Annotated in this window: 23 protein-coding genes; 22 read left to right on the top strand and 1 reads right to left on the bottom strand. The window is 70.6% G+C overall.

Annotated features, from left to right (window positions below; all coding sequences use genetic code 11):
- Positions 1-417 precede the first annotated feature (417 nt).
- Positions 418-690, bottom strand: a complete 273-nt coding sequence (locus tag MNOD_RS49235; RefSeq protein WP_015930624.1) for a hypothetical protein — start codon at positions 688-690, stop codon at positions 418-420.
- Positions 691-902: 212 nt separating this feature from the next.
- Between MNOD_RS49235 and MNOD_RS41595 the strand changes: the two genes are divergently transcribed.
- The 22 genes from MNOD_RS41595 to MNOD_RS19180 all read left to right on the top strand — a co-directional run bounded on the left by MNOD_RS41595 (position 903) and on the right by MNOD_RS19180 (position 21,817).
- A complete protein-coding gene (locus tag MNOD_RS41595) occupies positions 903-1,283 on the top strand; it encodes a VRR-NUC domain-containing protein (protein WP_015930622.1) in 381 nt (126 codons plus the stop codon).
- Positions 1,284-1,285: 2 nt separating this feature from the next.
- The gene (locus tag MNOD_RS19285) at positions 1,286-1,720 is read left to right on the top strand and encodes a hypothetical protein (RefSeq protein ID WP_015930621.1); all 435 of its coding nucleotides are present in this window, start codon (positions 1,286-1,288) and stop codon (positions 1,718-1,720) included.
- Entirely contained in the window at positions 1,711-2,388 is a 678-nt protein-coding gene (locus tag MNOD_RS19280) for a hypothetical protein (RefSeq protein WP_015930620.1), read from the top strand. Before MNOD_RS19285 ends, MNOD_RS19280 begins: the two co-directional genes overlap by 10 nt.
- A 4-nt stretch (positions 2,389-2,392) precedes the next feature.
- Positions 2,393-2,722 (top strand): hypothetical protein, encoded by a 330-nt coding sequence (locus MNOD_RS19275; protein WP_015930619.1) that lies wholly within the window; start codon positions 2,393-2,395, stop codon positions 2,720-2,722.
- Positions 2,719-3,039: a hypothetical protein gene (locus MNOD_RS19270; RefSeq protein ID WP_015930618.1), complete on the top strand. Its 321-nt coding sequence runs from the start codon at positions 2,719-2,721 to the stop codon at positions 3,037-3,039. The genes MNOD_RS19275 and MNOD_RS19270 overlap by 4 nt, the downstream gene beginning before the upstream one ends.
- Entirely contained in the window at positions 3,036-4,154 is a 1,119-nt protein-coding gene (locus MNOD_RS19265) for an ATP-dependent DNA helicase (protein WP_015930617.1), read from the top strand. Before MNOD_RS19270 ends, MNOD_RS19265 begins: the two co-directional genes overlap by 4 nt.
- Positions 4,151-7,063: a bifunctional DNA primase/polymerase gene (locus tag MNOD_RS19260; protein WP_015930616.1), complete on the top strand. Its 2,913-nt coding sequence runs from the start codon at positions 4,151-4,153 to the stop codon at positions 7,061-7,063. Before MNOD_RS19265 ends, MNOD_RS19260 begins: the two co-directional genes overlap by 4 nt.
- A gap of 326 nt (positions 7,064-7,389) precedes the next feature.
- Positions 7,390-7,815, top strand: a complete 426-nt coding sequence (locus MNOD_RS19255; RefSeq protein WP_015930615.1) for a Ros/MucR family transcriptional regulator — start codon at positions 7,390-7,392, stop codon at positions 7,813-7,815.
- Between the two features lie 68 nt (positions 7,816-7,883).
- Positions 7,884-8,405, top strand: a complete 522-nt coding sequence (gene nusG / locus MNOD_RS19250; RefSeq protein ID WP_015930614.1) for a transcription termination/antitermination protein NusG — start codon at positions 7,884-7,886, stop codon at positions 8,403-8,405.
- A gap of 299 nt (positions 8,406-8,704) precedes the next feature.
- A complete protein-coding gene (locus MNOD_RS19245) occupies positions 8,705-9,019 on the top strand; it encodes a hypothetical protein (protein ID WP_043749064.1) in 315 nt (104 codons plus the stop codon).
- Between the two features lie 92 nt (positions 9,020-9,111).
- Positions 9,112-9,462, top strand: coding sequence for an HNH endonuclease (locus MNOD_RS19240; protein WP_015930611.1), 351 nt, complete (start codon positions 9,112-9,114; stop codon positions 9,460-9,462).
- A 119-nt stretch (positions 9,463-9,581) separates the two neighbouring features.
- On the top strand, positions 9,582-10,163 hold the full coding sequence (locus MNOD_RS43675; RefSeq protein WP_015930610.1) for a hypothetical protein: 582 nt from the start codon (positions 9,582-9,584) through the stop codon (positions 10,161-10,163).
- Between the two features lie 16 nt (positions 10,164-10,179).
- A complete protein-coding gene (locus tag MNOD_RS19230) occupies positions 10,180-11,880 on the top strand; it encodes a terminase large subunit (RefSeq protein WP_015930609.1) in 1,701 nt (566 codons plus the stop codon).
- A gap of 19 nt (positions 11,881-11,899) precedes the next feature.
- Positions 11,900-13,879: a phage major capsid protein gene (locus MNOD_RS19225; protein WP_015930608.1), complete on the top strand. Its 1,980-nt coding sequence runs from the start codon at positions 11,900-11,902 to the stop codon at positions 13,877-13,879.
- A gap of 56 nt (positions 13,880-13,935) precedes the next feature.
- Positions 13,936-14,334 carry a hypothetical protein gene (locus tag MNOD_RS19220; protein WP_015930607.1) on the top strand — a complete coding sequence of 133 codons (399 nt, stop codon included), beginning with the start codon at positions 13,936-13,938 and terminating at the stop codon, positions 14,332-14,334.
- Between the two features lie 2 nt (positions 14,335-14,336).
- Complete coding sequence (locus tag MNOD_RS19215) at positions 14,337-15,710, top strand: phage portal protein (RefSeq protein ID WP_015930606.1); 1,374 nt, start codon at positions 14,337-14,339, stop codon at positions 15,708-15,710.
- Positions 15,703-18,825 carry a hypothetical protein gene (locus tag MNOD_RS50025; protein ID WP_157091509.1) on the top strand — a complete coding sequence of 1,041 codons (3,123 nt, stop codon included), beginning with the start codon at positions 15,703-15,705 and terminating at the stop codon, positions 18,823-18,825. The genes MNOD_RS19215 and MNOD_RS50025 overlap by 8 nt, the downstream gene beginning before the upstream one ends.
- Positions 18,826-18,832: 7 nt before the next feature.
- Positions 18,833-19,447, top strand: coding sequence for a hypothetical protein (locus MNOD_RS19200; RefSeq protein ID WP_015930602.1), 615 nt, complete (start codon positions 18,833-18,835; stop codon positions 19,445-19,447).
- A gap of 20 nt (positions 19,448-19,467) precedes the next feature.
- A complete protein-coding gene (locus tag MNOD_RS19195; RefSeq protein WP_015930601.1) occupies positions 19,468-19,773 on the top strand; it encodes a hypothetical protein in 306 nt (101 codons plus the stop codon).
- Entirely contained in the window at positions 19,773-20,450 is a 678-nt protein-coding gene (locus tag MNOD_RS19190; RefSeq protein WP_015930600.1) for a hypothetical protein, read from the top strand. The genes MNOD_RS19195 and MNOD_RS19190 overlap by 1 nt, the downstream gene beginning before the upstream one ends.
- A gap of 1 nt (position 20,451) precedes the next feature.
- Entirely contained in the window at positions 20,452-20,862 is a 411-nt protein-coding gene (locus MNOD_RS19185) for a phage tail terminator-like protein (protein WP_015930599.1), read from the top strand.
- A 28-nt stretch (positions 20,863-20,890) separates the two neighbouring features.
- On the top strand, positions 20,891-21,817 hold the full coding sequence (locus tag MNOD_RS19180) for a phage tail tube protein (RefSeq protein WP_015930598.1): 927 nt from the start codon (positions 20,891-20,893) through the stop codon (positions 21,815-21,817).
- Positions 21,818-21,823: the final 6 nt, after the last annotated feature.

The raw sequence follows: 21,823 nt of genomic DNA, 5'->3' as shown, positions 1-21,823 counted from the left end.
CTGCCCGGCCCGCGCTCCGAGGCCCTGGCCGGCGTTGGCGTTCCCGGCTGGAGCACTGCCCATCGTGGGCGTTTCCTCCCGGACTGGCCCCCTCTCCCTGGGCGGAGAGGGGGGCTTTTTGGGGCCGCAATTCCGACGTGCCGCGTTCGGCGGCATGTGCGCCCGCGCCATCAAGGTCTCTCGCATCGCTGACCGCGCGGGCGCTCCCCTTTTTCTGGTTTCGCGTGACCGCTCGCCGGCAAGCATCGTCGGTCGCGCGCTCGTTGTGCTGCGTATCCCTGTCCACCTCCTGCATAACGTTGGCCTCCCTGGTTCAACTGAGTTGAACCACAGGAGCCTTCCGACGTGCCGGGAAAACATACCGAGGGCTCGGAAAAGTATTCCGAGGGCGGTCGCATGACGACGGTCGATCACGCCTCACAGCTTCTGCGAGAACTCGCCGAACCGCGGCCGGTCGGCGACACCGTGAAAGCTGCCATCACGCGCGCCGCGCGCGCGGTCTCTGCCGTTCTTCAGGAGCCGATGAGCTATGGCCGTGCCGAGGATATCTGGCGGCGCGAGGCTCGCCGGATCGACGCCGCCGAGATGGACGCCATCCGGGCCGCGCATGCCCGCCGCGCCGGCGAGCTTCGGACCGAAGTTCAGAAAGCTGCGGCGTTGGCTCAACGCCTTGAGCGCCTGGTTGCCCAAGCATCTCCTGCTTCAAGCGGCGAAGATCTGGAGCAGCTCCGGTCTACGGCAGATGAGGCGTGGAAGGCGGCGCGTACGCTTCGCCGTCTTGCTTCGGAAGCACGCGGAGCGTGACCGGCGATGACTAGCTTCGTCTATTTCAGGCCCCCCGACTTCACGCCGCCGGAGACGGGCCGGCCGGCGCCGACCGATGGCCGCGCGGGAGGCCAGCGATGACCCGCGCCCGCCCCGAGCACCACATCCAGGCCGCCATCGTGGCGCGCCTGCGCGGCAGCTTCGATGCCATCGTGGCTGCAGTGCCGAACGGCGGCCGGCGCGGCAAGCGCGAGGCGGTGGAGCTGCGGGCGGAGGGCGTCGAGCCCGGGCATCCCGATCTGATCGCCTACGGCCGCGACGGCCGGGTCCTGCTGCTCGAGGTCAAGGCGGCCGGCGGCTCGCTCAGCGCAGTGCAGCGGCGCCTGATCCCGAACCTGCGTGAGCGCGGCTTCCCGGTCGCCGTGGTGCGGGACGTCGAGGGCGCGGTGCAGGCGATGCACGAGGCTGGGTTCGGGCCGCACCGTGGGCCTGCGCCCGAGCCGGCGACGGAGTTCTGACCGTGGCGGCGCTCCAGTCCCATTCCGAGAGCCGCCGCAGCCCTGCCCGCGTCAAGGCGACGGCGCAGATGCGGCTCGGGTTGAAGGGCGAGAAGAAGCTGCGCGCGGACGAGCAGCTCTCCAAGCAGTACCGGGCCTGGAAGCGGCAGAAGCTTGAGGCGCTGCTCGCCGGTCCTCACGGCGAGGAGATCCGCGACCTCGACCGCTTCATGCGCCGCATGGAGCTTGCCGACGGGCCGGCCCTGATCGCCCGCGTCGAGGCCGCGGCGTGGATCCAGGAGATGGACGGCGACGCCCGCCACGATCTCCTCAGCCTGATCGGGCGGCGCATCGCCCTGATGCGGGAGCGGAATGGGCTCGAGCCCTTCAACGACGGCGTGCCCGGCGATCCGCCGCGCGCCTTCGAGCGGATCAAGGGGATTCTCGGATGTCGGTGATCGCCCCCGCGGGCGGCGCGGCCGTCATGGCGTCGCGGCGCGAGCCGCCGGACAGCCTCGACTTCTTCCCGACGGCGCCGTGGGGCACGCGCGCCTTCGTGCGCCACGTCCTGCCACGCCTGTCGCTGCGGCCGATCGCGAGCGTGTGGGACCCGTGCTGCGGCGCGGGACACATGGCCGAGGTGCTGCGCGAGTCAATTCCCAACGTGCACACCTCAGACGTGTTCGACTACGGCTGCGGGTACGTGGTCGCGGACTTCCTTGATGCTGCGACACTGCCGCCGCGGGACGTCGAGGCGATCGTGTTCAACCCGCCGTTCAACGTGGCGGCCGACTTCGTGCTGCGCGCGCTCGACCTCGCGCCCATCGTCGCCTGCCTGTGCCGGACAGCCTGGAACGAGGGCGCGGACCGCTACAAGCGCCTGTTCAGGCGCCGGCCGCCCACGTTGTTCGCCCCCTACGTCGAGCGTCTTCCGATGCATCGCGGCCGGTGGGAGCCGAACGGCACGACCGCCACCGCCTACGCGTGGTTCTGCTGGAGCACCTTCGTCGAGCCGCAGCCGATCCTGCACATCCCGCCTGGCTGTCGGCGCACCCTGACTCGCCCCGATGATGCCGCACGGTTCGGAGCCGAAGTCGCGGCGCCGCTCCTCATGGCCGCGGAGTAGCGCCATGGCCGAGCCCTACGACCCGAAGCACCCGACCCGCCCCGTGCCGATCGGCCGGATCGTCGATTGCATGACCTACGCGATCCGGACGAAGCCGCTCGGCTACTGGTCGTACATGGCCCGCTTCGGGGACAACGACGCCTACAAGGTCGATCCCTGGCGCTGGATCGACATCCCCGAGGCGCTTCAGGACGCTGCCGACCTGATCGGCGATCTCGCCCGCCTCGCCGCGCTGATGCCGGGCGGGGAACAGCGGCTGCGCGAGGTCATCCGCGAGAAAATCGCGCAGCTCGAGGCGGCCCAGGCTCAGACAACCTCGGGGGCTGCCGCATGAGCGAGGGCGCGAAGCTCGCGGTCGAGGTCGTCTCCTTCAAGGCGATGGACCGCAACACCCTGAAGGGGTTCGTGACGGTCCGGATCCCGGCGATGCGGCTCACCATCCGCGACTGCACCGTGCACGAGAGCCACGGCAAGCGCTGGGTCGGGCTGCCCTCGAAGGCGCAGATCGGGCGCGACCAGGAGCTCGTGCGCAAGGACGGCAAGATCCAGTACGCGGCGGTGGTCGAGTTCGATTCGAAGGCGGTCAGCGATGCCTTCAGCGCGGCGGTGCTGCGCGCCCTCGACGCGCGTGTCGACGGAGCCGCCGCGTGACCTGGTCCGGGCAACAGGATCGCGCCCTGCGCGAGATCGCGGCGTGGCGGCGCAGGCGCGGCCAGCAGATCTTCCGGCTGTTCGGGTTTGCCGGCACCGGCAAGACCACGCTGGCGCGCGCGGCCGCGGCGGAGGTGCGCGGCACGGTGCTGTTCGCGGCCTTCACCGGCAAAGCCGCCCTCGTCCTGCGCTCGAAGGGCTGCGAGGGCGCGTCCACGATCCACAGCCTGATCTACCGCGCCTTCGAGATCGAGGAGCGCGACGCGCAGGGCAACGTCGTCGGCGTGAAGATCCGCTACGGCCTCGACCCGTTTTCCGCCGTCGCGGCTGCCGCGCTCGTCATCGTCGACGAGTGCTCGATGGTGAACGAGAAGCTCGCCCGGGATCTCCTGGCGTTCGGCACGCCGATCCTGGTGCTCGGCGATCCGGCGCAGCTGCCGCCGGTGCGCGGCGAAGGGTTCTTCATCGCCGAGCAGCCCGACGTCATGCTGACCGAGATCCACCGGCAGGCGGCAGACAATCCGATCATCCACCTGTCGACGAAGGTGCGGGAGGGCAGCCGGCTGGCCCGGGGCCAGTACGGCAACAGCCGCGTCATCGACCTCGGGCGATTCACGGAGGAGGTCGAGGCCGGCTCCGATCAGATCCTGGTCGGGCTGAATCGGACCCGCCGCACCCTCAATGCGCGGGCCCGGCGCCGGCTCGGGCGCGACCCGAATTACCCAGAGGCCGGTGATCGCCTCGTCTGCCTGAAGAACAACAAAGACAAGGGTCTGCTCAACGGCGGCCTGTGGGATATCGCCGAGGTCGAGGGCTTCGACGAGGATGGGGTCGACCTGCGCATCGCGTCCTGCGACGTGGAGGGTCAGCGCGCCGACGTCTACGTGCGGCGCGAGTTCTTCGAGGGCTGCGAGGAGACCATCCCGCCGGCCGAGCGGCGGAAGAGCGACGAGTTCACCTACGGCTACGCACTCACCGTGCACAAGGCGCAGGGCTCGCAGTGGGACGACGTGCTGCTCATCGATGAGAGCGGCGCGTTCCGTGAGAACCGGGCGCGGCACCTCTACACCGGCCTGACCCGGGCCGCCGAGCGCGTGACGGTGGTGCTGTCATGACGGCGCCGACCGACAATCCCCTGCTGCTCGCGGCGCTCGACTATGCCACCCGCGGCTGGCCCGTGTTCCCGTGCTCGCCGACGACGAAGCAGCCGCTCACCCGCAAGGAGAGCGCGCCCGGCGCGAAGGACGGAGGCCTCCATCTCGCCACTACCGACGAAGACCAGATCCGGGCGTGGTGGACGAAGCACCCGCGCGCCATGATCGGGATCCCGACCGGCGCGCGCACCGGCAACGTGCTCGACCTCGACCTCGGCGACCCGGCCGTGATCACGGGTGCCGCCTACCTGGAGCGCCTGCGCGAGCACGTCGGCGGGATTCCGGAGACCGCCATCGCCGAGACCGGCTCGGGCGGGCTGCACCTGTGGTTCCGCGCCGATCCCGATGCGCCGATCGCGAACGGCGCGAACATCTGCCCGGCCCTCTTCATCCCGCCTACTGAGGGCGCGACGCGGGCCGATGGGCGCAAGGCCAAGGGCGCCGCGATCGATGTGCGCGGCGAAGGCGGCTATGTGATCGTGCCGCCTTCGGTGCGCGAGGACGGCCGAGCCTACACGTGGTGCCCCGGACCCGAGGACGGGCTGAGCCCGCCGACCGAGGCGTTGCTGCGCCTGATGCGCAAGGAGGAGGCCCGAGCCGCTCGCGACGCGCAGACCGAGGCCGCCTCGCGCGGTCCCTGGGCTCCGCGACCGGCGGACGGCAGCGACCCGGCCCGATCGCTGGCGGAGGGGGACGAGGCGGTGGTGCGCTACGGCCGCGCCGCACTCGACAAGGAGATCGCGGCGGTCGCAGCGGCGCCGAGCGGCGGCCGCAACAACGCGCTCAATGCGGCCGCGCTCAAGCTCGGCGGCCTCGTCGCCGCGGGCGCGCTGGTCGAGAGCGAGGTGCGGGAGGCGCTGCGGAGCGCCGCGGAGGCCTGCGGCCTGGTCGGAGACGATGGGCTGAAATCCGTCCTCGATACGATCGACTCGGGGTTGCGGGCCGGACTGCGACGCCCGCGCGACCTGTCCGAGGTGTGGGCGCGTGCCGCCCGCGACGAGCGGCGACGCCAGCGCCGCGCGGGCGGGTCCGGAGCCGATCAAGCCGACGCAGCCGCGGACGAGAGCTGCGGCGACGCGGAGATCGACCGCATCGCGGCGCTCTATCCGCTGCCGCGTCTCGCCTCGCCGCCGCTGTTCTACGAGCGGCACCGCGGCCGCGTCATGGTGCACAAGGAGGTGCCCGCGAAGCGGCGCGACGCCGCCGCCGCCACCGTAGCCGTGCCGGTCGCGACCCCTTTCGGGATGACGGCGCGGATCCGCTACCTCGACCGCGAGGATGCCTACGGGCTGCGCATCGCGGTCGAGGACATGAGCGGGCGGCCCCGCTACATCGACATCGAGCGCGGCGACCTCGCCCGGCAGGGTGCCGGTGAAATCCGCGCCCTCCTGTTCGCGGCCGGGCTGCGCACCGAGGACGACGGCGAGCACATCGCGGTGCGGGCGCTCAAGGCGGCCGACCCGAAGGCCGAGATCCTGGTCGTGTCGCAGCCGGGCTGGCACGAACTGCCCGACCTCGCCGATCCCTTCTTCGTCTGCCCCGGCGGCGAGGTGATCGGCACTCCCGAGGGCTCCGCCTACGAGCTGTCCGTCTCGACCAGGATGCCGCCGTCGGTCGCGGCTTCGGGCAGCTTGCCCGGCTGGACGGATGCGGTCGAGGCCGCCATCAATGTCGAAGCCTGCGAGCACTGGACGCTCGGGGCCTGCGCGGCGTTCGCTGGGCCGCTCGTCTCGCTGACCGGGCTCGACACCTGCGGCCTGAACCTCTCCGGCTTGTCGTCGAGCGGGAAGAGCACGGCGCAGAAGATCGCGGTCTCGGCCTGGTCGACGCCGGACATCCGCAAGCCCGGCCTCGCGCAGTCCGCGAAGTCGACGGTGAACGCCATGGAGGCGCTGGCCGCGCGCTCGAGCGGCACCGTCCTGTCCCTCGATGAGCTCGCGCATGTCACCGGCGCCGAGGTCGCGCGGATGATCTACACCTTCGCGGGTGGCGTCGGGCGCCGACGCATGACCGCGGACGCCACGCTGCGCGAGAGCTACACTTGGTCCACCTTTGCGATCCTGTCGGCGGAATGCTCGCTGGAGGAGAAGGTCAAGACCGACGAGCGCGCGGAGTGGGTCGCCGGCATGGCGGCGCGCTTCGCGGACGTCGACGTCACCTCCGTCAACCGGTCCGTCGACCGGCCGACGCTGGATCGCATCGCCGCCATCGAGCGCAACTTCGGCCATGCGGGTCCGGCCTTCGTGCGCGCGCTCGTCGCCGATGGCGCGCACCGAGATCCCGTCGCTCTCCGCGAGCGGATCATGGCCGATGTGAAGCGGATCGCCGGGACCGCAGCCGACAGCACGCAGATGCGGGCCGCGATTCCCTTCGCCCTTCTGCGCCGCGCTGGCGAACTGGCGGTGAGCTACCGCCTCCTGCCGGCCGAGACGCCGGTCGCGGCGGCGGTGGCCTGGGCGTGGAACCAATTCATGCACTCGAGCGATGCGCGGGCCCTGGATCCCGAGGAGCAGGTCGTCGCCAACCTGCGCGCCTGGGTCGTGCAACGCTGGAACGTCACCCTGCGGGAGGTCGGCGCGAGCGGAGGGGGGCCGCGGGAGGCGGAGGGCTGGTTCGACGAGGACGCGGTCTACGTGCTGCGGGAGAAGCTCCGCGCAGCCGCGGGCAACGTCATGACGGAAGAGGCGACGGCCGGCGTGCTGCGCCGGAACGCGTTGCTGTTCAAGGAGGAGAAGGATGGCCGCCCCTATCTGCGGTACGTCAGAGGGCTCGGCAAGGTGCAGGCCTACGCGCTCAAGCGCCCCGACTTCGGTCGCGAAGTCTTCACCAATATCGTCGATTATCCGGGACAGGGGAGATTCGCCTCATGACGCGACCCCCGGATAGGCGGTTTTCCCGGTTTTCCCGCGATTTTCCCGGAAACGGATTGGGTCAAGTGATTGATCCACAAGGGTTTCCCGTTTTCCCGTTTTTTCCACCGCCGGAGAAGACACGACGCGCGTGCGCGCACGCGTGAGAGAGCCATGGAGACCCGTGAACCCGCACGAAAATCACCCCCTTAGTATCTCCTCTACTCCTGGAAAAAACGGGAAAACGGGAAAGGCAATCAGATCAATAACTTAGGAGGTGTCGAGCGCGGGAAAAATCCGGGAAAGACGGGAAACGTAATGAGATCAACGACTTAGGAGATAGCACGGTGAACGACAGCACGACCACCCCACCGGCTCAGGATCTCGCCGGCCTCACCGCCCGCATCGTCGGCGCCTACGTCGCCCACAATGCCGTCCCGACCGCGGAGCTGCCCGTGCTCATCGCGTCGGTGCACGGCGCGCTCGCCGCCCTGGGCCGGCCGGCCGAGCACGAGGCGCCCGCCCTCGTCCCGCCGGTGCCGATCCGCAAGACCGTCACCCCGGACGCGATCATCAGCCTGGAGGACGGCCGGCCCTACAAGTCGCTAAAGCGCCATCTCGCGACGCGGGGTCTGACGCCCGAACAGTATCGTGAGAAGTGGGGTCTCCCCCCGACCTACCCGATGGTGGCTGAGAGCTACGCCGAGCGGCGCTCGGAACTCGCGAAACAGTTCGGCCTCGGCCGGAGAGCTGAGGCGAAGGCCGCCGCCTGACGTGCCGGGGCGGCCGGAATGCGCCCGGCCGCCTCATCTCCCCCACGTTGAGCACTGTGGAGAGCACCGTGGGCACCGCCCCCGCTTACGACCCGTCTCTGACCTACTACGCCGCGTCCGTGGCCGGTCACGGCGAGTATCGGGCCTGCGAGTGGCTGCAGCAGGCCGGCTTCGTCACCCTGGTGCCGAGCCGCACGGCTGTCGTGCGACAGGCCTCCAGCGGCAAGCGGCTCGTGCGGCGTCCGGTGTTCCCTGGCTACGCCTTCGTTGGCAAGCGGCCGGAGCAATCCTGGCGGGACATCCTGCGGGTGCCTGGCGTCCGCGCGCTCGTTACGACGGGCGAGGCTCCGACCGAGCTGCCGCCGTGGATGATGAAGATGCTGATCGCAGCTGACGAGATGGCCGCGTACGACCGCCCGCGACCGCAGCTTGCGGTGGGCGACAAGGTGCGGATCCGCGACGAGCTCTGGCAGGGCCTGATCGGCGAGGTGATGCGGGCGCCGGAGGGCCGGCGCATTGCCGTGCTGCTGAAGGCGTTCGGCAAGAAGCATGTCCTCAGCGTCGATGTTGACAGGCTGGCTGCCACATGAGACCTTGCATCTGCGCACGGTCGTTGTTGCATTTTTGCAACCACGCCGTGCGGATGCATTGGTTGCCAGCCCCGCGCGAGCGATCGTGACGGGGCTTTTTCGCGTGTCCAGATGGAGAAGAAGCAGGACCGCACGCCCGCGCCGGAGACCTTCTGCGTGTGCTGGGCCCCCACCGGCCGCATCATCACCAAGCCCGATCCGGATGGCTCTGTCGCGAAGTGTCTGCAGGCCAGCCCGTGTCCCCGCCCTGCGAGATCCGTGGCCAGGGCCCCTACCGCGAGAGGCCGTGACGGGTGCGCATGATCGTCGGTCCATCCATCGCCTCGGCGTGGCGGCTGCTCGGCCGGGCGCGCGTCAGACAGACCGTCTTCGGCCGCCTGGTGGTCGAAGTGTGCGAAGGGCGTCGCCACGGCTACGCGATGGCCGCGCCGTCCGGCGGGCCGCTCTACGACGAGCACATCGAAACCCGCTGGCGTCCTGCGACCGTCTACGACATGGCCGGCTTGGACAGCATCGCTCCGAAGGACGAGAGCGATCTGCTTCCGATCCCGACGCCGCGGCCCTGGCCTCATGAGCAGCGTCTCCCAGCCCCCTGCCGGGAGCGGCAAGGATGAGCGGCTGCATCGGCGGTATCGGCCTGGGCCGCATCCTCCTGATCGGTCGGACCGGGCTCGTTGGCAGGATGCTGAGGGGAGACCGGTGATCCATGCCCCGCCTCTCCACCCTCAAGCCCCGCCTCGCAACGCTCGATCCACGCACCGCCCGACCCGCCCCCAAGGCCGCGGATGCCGAGCTGCAGACCCCGGAGCACCGGGCCTGGCGCCTGGCCGTCCTGCAGCGGGCCGGCTGGCGCTGTGAGGATTGCGGCGCTCAGGGCGGCCGCGGCGGCGTCCGCCTCTTCGCCGATCACGTGATCGAGCGCCAGGACGGCGGTGCGCTCACGGATCCGAGCAACGGCAGGTGCCTATGCGGATCCTGTCACAGCCGAAAGACCGCGGCCGAGCGGGCGCGGCGGATGGCGGAGCGGAGCGCGGTGGCCGAGCCGGGCCGTGGCTGACCCCCCGGGGGGTGGTCGAGAGTCTGGCGGGCCAGGGGCGGTGAACCGCACAGGGTCTCATCCGGACAAAAAATTCCCTCCGAGCAAAACCAGGGTGCGCACATCCGCGCACGGGTGCGATGGCAGGCAAGCGACGGCCGATCGACTGGGCCGAGATCGAACGCGAGTACCGCGAAACCGCGACGCCGATCAGGGACTTGGCGCGCTGGCACCGGGTCGCCGAGAGCGGCATCCGGGCACGCGCGAAGCGCCACCAGTGGACGCGGCGTGCGCAGGCCGATGTGCGCAGGCCGGCCCCGATGGGCGCACCCGCGGCGCCGGCCCCGGGGCGGGTGAGCCCGGTGCCGCCGGAGATGGCCAGGCCGGAGGCCATTCTCGGGCGCGGCCGCGGCCTCGTGCTGCGCATGCTCGACGAGCTCGAGGCCACCACCGCCCATCTCGGCGAGATCGAGGCGGCGATCATCGGGGAGACCGCGGACGATGACGGCGGCCGGCGGCGCGAGGCGCTGCTGAAGGCGGTCAGCCTGCCGGCGCGGGCGGGCACGCTGAAGGCCCTGGCGCTCGCGGCCAAGACCCTGGCCGAGGCTGCGCTGCCCGACGGCAAGAAGGCGCAGCAGGCCGATACGGCAGCCAAGCTGGCGCAGGGCGGCGGCCGCTTCGCCGCACCCGCCCCGCCCAAGCTGGTGGTGAGCAACTCATGACGAAGGGCAGCACCCCGTGAGGGAATGGAGCACCGCCTGCCCGGATTGGGAGGAGCGCATCCGGGCCGGGCGCTCGCTGCTGCCCTGCGGGCCGCTCTTCCCGGCCGAGGCGGCCGCGGCCATGGAGGTGTTTCGCGCGCTGCGGATCGTGGATGCGCTCGGCAGCCCCACCCTCGGCGAGGTCTGCCGGCCCTGGGTCACCGAGTTCGCCGAGGTGATCTTCGGCGCCTACGATCACGCCAGCGGGCGGCGGCTGATCCGCGAGTTCTTCCTCTGCATCGCCAAGAAGAACGGCAAGTCGACGCTGGCGGCCGGCCTCATGCTCACCGCCCTGATCCGCAACTGGCGGCGCTCGGCCGAGTTCCTGATCCTGGCTCCGACCATCGAGGTGGCCAACAACGCCTTCCAGCCGGCGCGCGACATGGTCAAGGCCGATGACGAGCTGCGCGCCCTGCTGCACGTGCAGGACCACTACCGCACCATCACCCACCGCCACACCGGCGCGGCGCTGAAGGTGGTCGCGGCCGACACCGAGAGCGTGTCGGGCAAGAAGGCGACCAGCGTGCTGGTCGACGAGCTGTGGCTGTTTGGCAAGCGGCCGCAGGCCGAGAACATGCTGCGCGAGGCGACCGGCGGCCTGGTCTCGCGGCCCGAGGGCTTCGTGATCTACGTCTCGACGCATGCGGACGAGCCGCCCGCGGGCGTGTTCAAGCAGAAGCTGGCCTACTTCCGCGCCGTGCGGGACGGGCGGATCACGGATCCGCGCAGCCTGGGCGTGCTCTACGAGCATCCCCGGGCGATGGTGGAGCGCGGCGAGCACCTCGCTCCGGCGAGCTTTCGCCTCACCAACCCGAACCTGGGCCTGTCGGTCGACCCGGAGTGGCTCAGCGAGAAGCTGGAGGAGGCGCGGACCGCCGGGCCGGCCTCGCTGGCGGGGTTTGCGGCCAAGCACCTCAACGTGGAGATCGGCCTGGGGCTGCGGGCGGACCGCTGGCCGGGCGCCGAGTTCTGGGCCCGCCGCGCCGATCCTGCTCTGGCCTCCCCTGTCGAGGATCCGCGGGCGGGTCTGCAGGCCCTGCTCGAGCGCTGCGAGGTGGTGGTGGTCGGCATCGACGGGGGCGGCCTGGACGACCTGTTCGGCTTGTGCGTGCTCGGCCGCGAGCGGGCGAGCCGCGACTGGCTGGCCTGGAGCCACGGCTGGTGCCACGCGGGCGTGCTGGAGCGCCGGCCGGCGATCGCCTCGCGGCTGCGGGATTTCCAGGCGGCGGGCGAGCTCACCATCGTGGGCGACGAGCTGGCCGACATCTCGGCGATCGTCGGCCTGGTCGCGGCGGTGAAGGAGCGGGGCCTGCTGGGCGGGGTCGGGGTCGATCCGGCCGGGCTCGGCGAGCTGATCGAGGCCTTCGCGGAGATCGGGGTGACGCAGGAGGCCGGCCTGCTGATCGGGGTGCCGCAGGGCTACGGGCTGATGACCGGCATCAAGACCGCCGAGCGCAAGCTCGCCAACGGCACGCTCCGGCATGCCGGCTCTGCCCTGGCGGCGTGGTGCGTGGCCAATCTCAAGATCGAGCCGACCGCGACCGCGATCCGGGCCACCAAGCAGAATGCCGGCGACGCCAAGATCGACCTGGCCATGGCGCTGTTCAACGCGGTGGTGCTGATGGCGCGCACCCCCGAGGCTCACCGCGAGCCGGAATACGCCATGTATTTCGCCTAGGCGCATCCCGAGATCGAGAATGAACCGAGCTTATTCCATCCTGACCGTGAAAGCGGTCGAGGACGAGCAGCGCGTCATCCGGGGTGTGGCGACCACGCCCTCGCCGGATCGGGTCGGCGACGTCGTCGAGCCGCTCGGGGTCAGGTTCACCAATCCGATGCCGCTGCTGCACCAGCACGATGCGGATCGGCCCGTCGGCACGGTGCGCTTCGACAAGCCGACCAAGGACGGCATCACCTTCGAAGCCACCCTGCCCAAGATCGCGGAACCCGGCCCGCTCAAGGACCGAGTCGAGACCGCCTGGGGCGAGATCAAGGCCGGCCTGGTGCGTGCCGTCTCGATCGGCTTTCGCACCCTGCCGGACGGCTACGAGATCATGCAGGACGGCGGCATCCGCTATCTCAAGACCGAGGTGCTGGAGCTCAGTCTTGTGACCGTCCCGGCCAATGCGGACGCCAAGATTTCCCTGATCAAGTCGATCGATCGCCCGCTGCTCGCCGCGTCCGGCAAGGAGCCGCGGGCGGATGATCGGCCCTCACCCCCCGGCGCTTCGGGATCCCAACCACACCAGAGCTTGCCGAAAGGGGCACGCATCATGCCGAAGACCATTGCCGAACAGGTTGCCGCGTTCGAGGCGACGCGCCAGGCCAAGTCCGCGCGGATGACCGAGCTGATGAACGACGCGGCCGAGCAGGGCGTCACCCTCGATGCCGCGCAGACCGAGGAGTACGACACCCTCGAGAGCGAGGTGAAGGCGATCGACGCGCACCTGAAGCGGCTCGAGGCGCTGGAGAAGACCAACCGCGCCGCGGCGGCCCCGGTCGAGGGGGTCCGCGACACCGAGACCGGGTCGAAGATCCGCGGCGGCGCGCGCATCGAGGTGAAGGGCCCCACCCTGCCGAAAGGCACCGCCTTCACCCGCTACGCCATGGCGCTGATGCGGGCCAAGGGCAACCTGATGCAGGCCGAGCAGATCGCCAAGGGCTGGCACGACAGCACGCCCGAGGTGGAGACCGTGCTCAAGGCGGCGGTGGCGGCCGGCACGACCACGGACACCGCCTGGGCCAAGCCGCTGGTCGAGTACCAGACCATGGCCTCCGAGTTCGCGGAGCTGCTCCGCCCGGCCACCATCCTCGGCCGCATCCCGGGCCTGCGCCGGGTGCCGTTCAACATCAAGGTGCCGCGCCAGACCGGCGGCTCGACCATCGGCTGGGTCGGCCAGGGGGCGCCGAAGCCGGTCGGCAAGCTCTCGTTCGACCAGATCACGCTCGGCATGGCCAAGACGGCCGGCATCGTGGTGATGTCGGACGAGCTGGTGCGCTCCTCCAACCCCTCGGCCGAGGCGATCGTCCGCCAGGACATGATCGACCAGACCGCGCAGTTCCTCGACCAGCAGTTCGTCGATCCGAGCGTGACGGCGGTGGCCGACGTGTCGCCGGCCTCCGTGACCCATGGCGTCACGCCAGTGACCGCCAGCGGCACCGATGCGGATGCGGTGCGGGCCGACGTGCGCGCCGTGATGGGCAGGTTCATCAGCGCCAACATGTCGCTGGCCGGGGCCGTCTGGATGATGACCGAGATGCAGGCGCTCGGCCTGGCGCTGATGCTGAACCCGCTCGGCCAGCCGGAATTCCCGGGCCTGGTGGTGAACGGCAACAGCGGCGGCACCTTCTTCGGCCTGCCGGTGATCCTGTCCGAGAACATCCCGGCCAACCCCGGTTCGGGCACCCCCGTGACCGGCGCGGGCTCGCGCCTGATCCTGGCCAAGGCGAGCGAGATCCTGCTGGCCGACGACGGCGAGGTGGTGCTCGATGCCAGCCGTGAGGCCTCCCTGCAGATGGACAGCGCGCCCGACAACCCGCCGAGCGCCAGCACCGTGCTGGTGTCGCTCTGGCAGAACAACCTGGTGGGTCTCAAGGCCGAGCGGTTCATCAACTGGAGCAAGCGCCGGGATGGCGCCGTGCAGTACATCGACGCGGCCAACTACGGCTCCGCCTAAGCAACACCAGCACAGCGCGGCCCGTCCTGGCGGGCCGCCCCAAGTCGGAGGCGGAGATGAAGGTTGATCTGATCGCCACGACGGCGATGCGCTATGGCGGCCGCGCCCTCCAGCCGGGCGAGTCCTTCCGGGCGTCGCGCCGCGATGCGCGAACGCTCGCGGCCATCGGCAAGGCCAAGGAACCCGAACCGGCGACCGTTGAGAAACCGGCCATCGCTGAGCCTGAGCTCTCGGAACCGGAGCGGCAGGAGGCCGAAGCGCCGCGGCCGGCCGAGCCGAAGAACGCGGAGCAGGAGAGAACCGAGCGGCTTGAAGCCTTGCGGAGCCAGTACCGGGCGGTGACGGGCGAGGATCCCGACCTGCGCTGGGGCATCCCGCGCCTGGAGACGGCAATCGCGTCCGCGGCATCCGCGAACCAGACCTACTCGCGTCGTGATCTGCGCCCCGAGGGCTGAGCGTGCGCATCTTCGGGCTGACGATCACCCGCGAGAAGGCGGCCCCGACTGCCTCTCCGGTCGACACCCGCGGCGGCTGGTGGGGCATTGTCCGGGAGGCCTTCACGGGGGCGTGGCAGAAGAGTGTCGAGGTGAGGCTCGACACGGTGCTGACCTACAGCGCCGTGTTCCGCTGCGTGTCCCTCATCGCCTCGGATATCGCCAAGATGCGCCTGCGGCTCGTGTCGCAGGATGCGGACGGGATCTGGACCGAGACCAGCAGCCCGTCCTTCTCGCCGGTCCTGCGCAAGCCGAACCGCTTCCAGAACCGGATCCAGTTCATCACGAGCTGGGTCGAGTCGAAGCTGATCCACGGCAACACCTACGTGCTCAAGGAGCGCGACAGCCGTCGCGTGGTGGTCGCCCTCTCCGTGCTCGACCCCACCCGCGTGAAGCCGCTGGTCGCCCCCGACGGCGAGGTCTTCTACCAGCTCTCCCGCGACGATCTGGCCGGGGTCAGCGACCTGGATGCCGCCCTGCTCGTGCCGGCCAGCGAGATCATCCACGACCGCTGGAACACGCTCCATCACCCGCTGGTCGGCACCTCCCCCATCTACGCCTGCGGTCTCGCCGCGGTGCAGGGGATCCGGATCCAGACCAACAGCGCGCACTTCTTCGGCAACGGCTCGCAGCCGAGCGGGATCCTGGTGGCGCCCGGCCCGGTCTCGGAGGAGAACGCCAAGCGCCTGAAGGCGCATTGGGAGCAGAACTTCACGGGCCCGAACGTCGGCCGGGTGGCGGTGCTGGGCGACGGCCTGCGCTACGAGCCCATGGCCGTGAAGGCCAGCGATGCCCAGCTGATCGAGCAGCTGAAGTGGAGCGCCGAGACGGTCTGCTCGGTGTTCGGGGTGCCGGCCTACAAGATCGGGGTCGGCGCGCCGCCCGCCTACACCAACATCGAGGCCTTGGACGCGCAATACTATGCGCAGTGCCTGCAGATCCACATCGAGAGCATCGAGCTGTGCCTCGATGAGGGGCTTGCTCTGCCGGCGCCGTATGGGACCGAGTTCGAGCTCGACACCCTCCTGCGCATGGATACCGCGACCCAGATCCGGACCTACGCCGAGGGCGTGAAGGGCGGCCTGCTGAAGCCGGACGAGGGCCGGGCGAAGCTCGGGCTGCCGCCGGTGACCGGCGGCAACGCGGTCTACCTGCAGCAGCAGAATTTCAGCCTCGCGGCGCTGGCCAAGCGCGACGCCCAGGCCGACCCGTTCAATCCCTCCGCCCCCGCATCTCCGCCCCCAGAGCCCGCGCCGCCGCCAGACGCGGCAGAGGAGGTCAGTCGCTTCGCCTCAGCGCTGCGGCTCAAGCTGGCAGAGGCGATTGTGAATGCGTGATCCCGAACTCCTGGCCGAGACCGTCTTCCGGTCGGTCGAGAGCTATCTCTCCAAGCACATCTCGCCGCTGCTCGCCCGCATTGAGGCGCTGGAGAAGCGGCAGCCGGAACGCGGCGAGCGGGGTGAGCCCGGGATGCCGGGCCGCGGCATCGCGAAGGCGATCCTCACCGAGGACGGCATCCTGGTCCTGACAATGACGACCGGCGAGAACCTCCTCGTCGGTCGCGTGCGAGGCCTGGATGGCCGGGACGGCAAGGACGGGGCCGACGGACGCCCGGGCCAGGATGGTCGCGACGGTGTCGACGGCGCGCCGGGCGCTCCGGGTGAGCCGGGCCGCGATGGCAAGGATGGGAGCGACGGTCGGGACGGCCGCGACTTCGATCCGGACCTCCTTCGGTCTGCGGTGGTCGAAGAGGTGACCAGGGCGGTTGACGCGATTCCGCGGCCGCAGGACGGCGCGCCTGGGCGCGACGGCACGGACGGGAAGGATGGCAAGGATTTCGACCCGGCCGTTATGACGGCCGCGGTCGAGGAGGCGGTCACGAAGGCCGTCAGCCAAATCCCCGTTCCGAAGGACGGGGCGCCCGGCCGGGACGGCGTCGGGGTCGCGGGCGCCCTCATCGACCGCAGCGGCCATCTCGTCCTCACCCTGTCGAACGGCGAGACCCGCGATCTCGGCAGCGTGGTCGGCCGGGACGGCAAGGATGGCGAGCCTGGACGTGATGGCGCTCGTGGCGAACGCGGCGAGCCGGGTCGAGACGGCAAGGACGGCGCGAACGGCCGTGACGGCCAGGACGTCGACCCGGACCTACTGCGTTCCGCGGTTGCCGAGGAGGTCTCCAAGGCGGTCGCAGCCATCCCGCAGCCGAAGGACGGGGCGCCCGGGCGAGATGGGAGGGACGGAAAAGACTTCGATCCCGAGGTGCTCGCGGCCGCTGTCGAGCGAGCCGTCACGCAGGCGGTCGGGCAGATCCCCGTTCCGAAGGACGGAGCGCCGGGCCGGGACGGCGCGGATGGCGTCGGTGTTGCTGACGCCCTCATCGACCGGACTGGCAAGCTCGTCGTCACGCTGACGAATGGCGAGACCCGTGATCTTGGCTTGGTGGTCGGCCGGGACGGCAAGGACGGTGCCGACGGCCGCGATGGCGCTCCGGGTGAGCGTGGCGAAAAGGGCGAGCATGGTGAGTCTGGGCGCCCCGGAGAGCGCGGCGAGAAGGGAGAACCGGGCCGAGACGGCAAAGACGGCCGCAACGGCAAGGACTTCGATCCTGAGACGCTCGCGACTGCTGTCGAGCAGGCTGTCACGAAGGCCGTCAGCCACATCCCCGTTCCGAAGGACGGCGTCGGTGTTGCGGGCGCCCGGATCGATCGGAGCGGCACGCTCGTCCTCACCCTGTCGAACGGCGAGACGCGGGACCTCGGCCTTGTGATCGGCCGCGACGGCAAGGATGGTGCGCCCGGCCGCGATGGCCGCGACGGCGCCCCTGGCGAGCGTGGCGAGACAGGAGAGCCAGGGCGGGACGGCAAGGACGGCCGCGACGGTCAGGACTTCGATCCGGACCTGCTGCGTTCCGCTGTTGCCGAGGAGGTCGCCAGCGCGGTCGCAGCCATTCCGACGCCGAAGGATGGCGCGCCAGGGCGCGACGGTCGGGACGGCCAGGACGTCGACCCGGAGGCTCTGCGGACCGCCGTCGAGGAGGCGGTCACGACAGCCGTCAGCCAGCTCCCGGTCCCGAAGGACGGGGCGCCCGGCCGGGACGGTCGCGACGGCGTGGACGGCAAGGACGGCGTCGGCCTCGCCGATGCTCTGATCGATCGCTCCGGCAATCTCGTGGTCACGCTGTCGAACGGCGAGACCAAGCAGCTTGGCAGCGTGGTCGGCCGGGACGGCAAGGATGGCCGGGACGGCAGCGACGGCAAGGATGGTGCGCCCGGCGAGCGTGGCGAGAAGGGCGAGCCCGGGGAACGCGGCGAGCAGGGCCTGCCCGGTGAGCGGGGGCCTGCTGGCCAGGACGGCACCCCTGGAGAACAAGGGCCACCTGGAGAGCAGGGACCACCTGGAGAGCGTGGGGAGCGCGGCGAGCAGGGTCCTCCCGGCGAGCGCGGAGAGCGTGGTGACCAGGGCCCGCCGGGCGAACGCGGTGAGCCCGGTTCGCAGGGTGAACAGGGACCGCCTGGAGAGCGCGGCGAGAAGGGTGAACAAGGTCCGCCGGGCGAGCGTGGGCCACAAGGTGAGCGCGGCCTGCAGGGCGAGCCCGGCGCTCCGGGTGAGCAGGGTCCGCCCGGTGAGCGCGGCGAACAGGGACCGCCCGGCGAGCGTGGAGAGCCCGGCGAGCAGGGGCCTCCGGGCGAGCGCGGTGAGCCTGGCGAGCAGGGGCCTCCGGGGGAGCGGGGCGAACAGGGCCCCGCCGGCGAGCAGGGACCGGCCGGCGAGCCCGGCGCTCCGGGTGAGCAGGGTCCGCAAGGCGAGCACGGAGAACCCGGAGAGCGGGGCCCCTCCGGCGAGAAGGGGGAGCCTGGCGAGCGTGGCGAGCGCGGGGAGCAGGGTCCGCGGGGTGAGGATGGAGAACAGGGGCCGCCCGGTGAGCGTGGCGAGCGCGGTGAGCCGGGTGCTCCTGGTGAGCGCGGCGAGCGCGGTGAGAAGGGCGACCCGGGCCGTGACGGAAAGGACGGCGCTCCTGGTGCTGCCGGAGAGCGCGGGATGCCCGGCGAACGGGGCGAGAAGGGCGAAACCGGTGAGCGCGGCGCCGACGGCCTCGGCTTCGAGCACATGGAGGAGGAGCTCGCCGAGGACGGCCGCACCCTTGTGCGGCGCTACCGCCGCGGCGAGGAGGTGAAGGAGTTCCGCCACCGCGTCCCGACGGTGATCGACCGCGGGGTCTACAAGGCGGGCACGACCTACCAGCCGGGCGACGGCGTCACCTGGGCGGGCTCGTTCTGGATCGCCCAGGCCGAGACGAGTTCGAAGCCGGATAGCGGCGAGGGCTGGCGCCTCGCGGTCAAGCGCGGGCGCGATGGGCGCGATGGCAAGGACGGCGCTCCCGGGCCCCAGGGCAAGGAAGGCCCTCGCGGGCGCGACCTGACCCAGATGGGCCCTGACGGGAGCAAGTGGTGAGCCGCGGATGAGCGTGACCGTCATCGTTCCGGCGACCGCTTCGGCGCTCACCACGCCCGAGAACGTGCGCCTGGACGTCAGCGTGCCCGCCACCATCTCGAACGCGCAGCTGACCCGCCTGATCGCGCAGGCCTCCGGCTCGATCGTGCGACATTGCGGCCGCTCGTTCGGCCGGGAGACGGTGCGGGAGACGTTCTCTCTCTCGTTCCGCCCTCCGAGCGAGATCATCCTCTCCCGGGATCCGATCCAGATCCTCAGCATCTCGTCCGACGGCGTGCCGCTCGGCGGTGAGACCGACTGGGTGCGCGAGGGCGCGACTCTCTACCGGATGAGCGGCGGGCGCCCCGCGCTTTGGCAGGGCACGACCACTGCAGTGGAATACACCACGGGCTGGATCCTGCCGGGCGAGGCTGGCTCAGATCTGCCGGCAGAGGTCGAGCGCGCGGCGATCCTGATGGTCGGCGCCATGGTGGCGTCGCGCGGCCGCGACCCGAATCTCAAGGGCGAGAACGTCGTCGGCGTCGGCAGCTTCACCTACGGCACGCCATCGGCGGAGGGGAAGTTGGCCCATCCGGAGGCTGAGGCCCTGCTCTGGCCCTACGTGCGCGGGGTGATCGCGTGAGCCCAGAGCAGGCGATCGCCATGCTGGACCGTCAGATCGCGGCGAATGGCCAGACCGTGACGCTCAAGCACAACGGGGTGCCCTACACGATGCGCGCCTTCGTTCGCGGCTACACCCCGCGCGAGATCGGCAACGGGATCGAGCAGGGCGACTCCAAGGTGGTGCTCTTGCCGACTGAGCTCACGGCCGCCGGCTTCCCGGCCGACCAAGTCCCGGAGCGGCTCGACACCATGGTGGTGAGCGGCCGGGCGCGGAACGTCGAATACGCCAACCCGGTCGAGCTCGGGGACACCGTGGTCCGCTACGACCTGCTGGTGAGAGGCTGATGGCGCGCGACCGCATCGCGCCGATCCAGCGGGACCTGCAGCTCCTCATTGATGAGGGGCTGTCGCCCGAGGTGCAGGCCCAGCACTTGCGCGAGTTTGCCAACGAGGAGTTCCAGCGGGCGCAGTTCCAGAACGAGCGCGCGCTCGGCTATGTGCCGGAGCACGACCTCTACGTGGACGGCGGCAAGCGCGAGGATCTGAGCACGGTCCGGCCGACGTCGCGGATCATCTACGAGTTCCACCTGCTCACGGACGTGATCGAGTGGGTGGACGGCATGCTGCAGGTGCACTCGCCGGTCTTGAGTGGGCGGTATCAGGCCAGCCACCAGTGGTTCGCCGACGACCAGCCCTTCGACATCAACAAGATCCCGCCGGCCGAAGCGTACGTCGTGCTGAACACTCAGCCGTACGCCAGGAGGATCGAGCGCGGCTGGTCCCGGCAGGCGCCCGACGGCGTGTACGAGGGCGTGGCGGCGTTGGCAAAGCGGCGCTTCGGCAACGTGGCCTACGTGGGCTTCACCTACCGGAGCTTCCCGGCTGGCGCGATCGGCGCGTGGGCGCAGTCCGCGAGCGCCGCGCAGCTGGCACGCGAGGTCCGCGGCGGCACCCCGAAGCTCCACGAGGAGTGGCTGACCCGGCAGCCCGCCATCTCCATCGATCCGGGCCGAGGCGGCTGACATGGCCCTGAGCACCGTCATGGCGGCCGTGAAGGCGCGCCTGGACGAGACCTGGACCCGCTGCCCCGTCGTGTACCCGAACACCAAGGGCACCACGCCCAAGGACGGCTCGCGCTACCTCGCGGTCTCCTACCCCCTGGCCAGCTCCGAGCCCATCACCGTCGGCTCACCGGGCAGCACCGTGTACCGCGAGACCGGCACCTTCCGCCTCGTCCTGCACCTCGAACGCGGCCTGGGGGTTGATGAAGGCTCGGCCTGGATGGACGAGCTCGCCGCTCTCTTCCGGGGCCTGACCGTCGGCCACTTCCGCTGCTACGGCCCGACGTCCCCCGCCCACGACGATCGGAACGACCTCGGCAACTACTACGCGCTGTCGATCTCCGTGCCGTATGAGGCCGATTCCGTCGGCTGACTTTCCGCCCACCACTTTGGAGCGACACATGACCATTGCAGCAGGCAGTGGGCGTCAGATCGCCTACGTCCTTGAGACCGCCTACGGAGTGGTGCCGGCCACGCCTACCTTCAAGCTGCTGCGCTCGACCGGCGGCGGGCCGCGGACCGACAAGGCGACCGCGGTCTCGGACGAGATCCGCGCCGACCGCAACGTCTCGGACGAGCAGCAGGTCGGCCAGGACGTCACCGGCGGCTACAACTTCGAGCTCAGCTACGGCTCGCTGGACGACATCCTGGAGGCCGCGCTGTGCGGCACCTGGGCCGGGAATGTCCTGAAGAACGGGACGGTTCAGCGCTCGCTGACCTTCGAGGAGCGGCTCGACCTCGGCGGGGGCAGCTTCAGCTTCAGCCGCTTCAGCGGGTGCGTGATCAACACCTTCACCCTGGCGATCAACTCGCGCGCCCTGATCACCGGCTCCTTCGACCTGCTGGGCCGGAGCGAGGCGCTCGACACGGCGATCATCGCGGGCGCGACCTACACGGCCGCGAACACCAAGGCGATCCAGTCGGCAAGTGGCAGCGTCGCGGGGCTGACTGTCGGCGGGGCGACCTCCAAGGTGCGCCAGCTGAGCCTCGCGGTCGCCAACAACGGCCGCACCCGCCCGCTGGTCGGCTCGCTGTACACCGACAGCATCGGCCTCGGCCGCGCCGACGTGACCGGCTCGCTGCAGGTCTACTTCGAGACCAACACGCTCTACCAGCGCGTCCTCAACCACGAGGGTGGCGCGATCTCCTTCACGGTCGGGACGGTCGCCAATGAGAAGTACACCTTCTCGATGCCGAACGCCCTGTTCCTGAATGGTGAACGCCAGCCGGGCGGCAACACGGATGACGCGATGGTCACCATTCCGTTCCGCGCCCGCTTCGACAGCGGCATCGGCGCCTCCATCCAGATCACGCGTGGCGTGGCGTGAGGAGGC

It is taken from the genome of Methylobacterium nodulans ORS 2060 (assembly GCF_000022085.1).
In the GTDB taxonomy this organism is placed as follows: domain Bacteria; phylum Pseudomonadota; class Alphaproteobacteria; order Rhizobiales; family Beijerinckiaceae; genus Methylobacterium; species Methylobacterium nodulans.
This window is presented reverse-complemented; position numbering and strand designations above follow the sequence as displayed.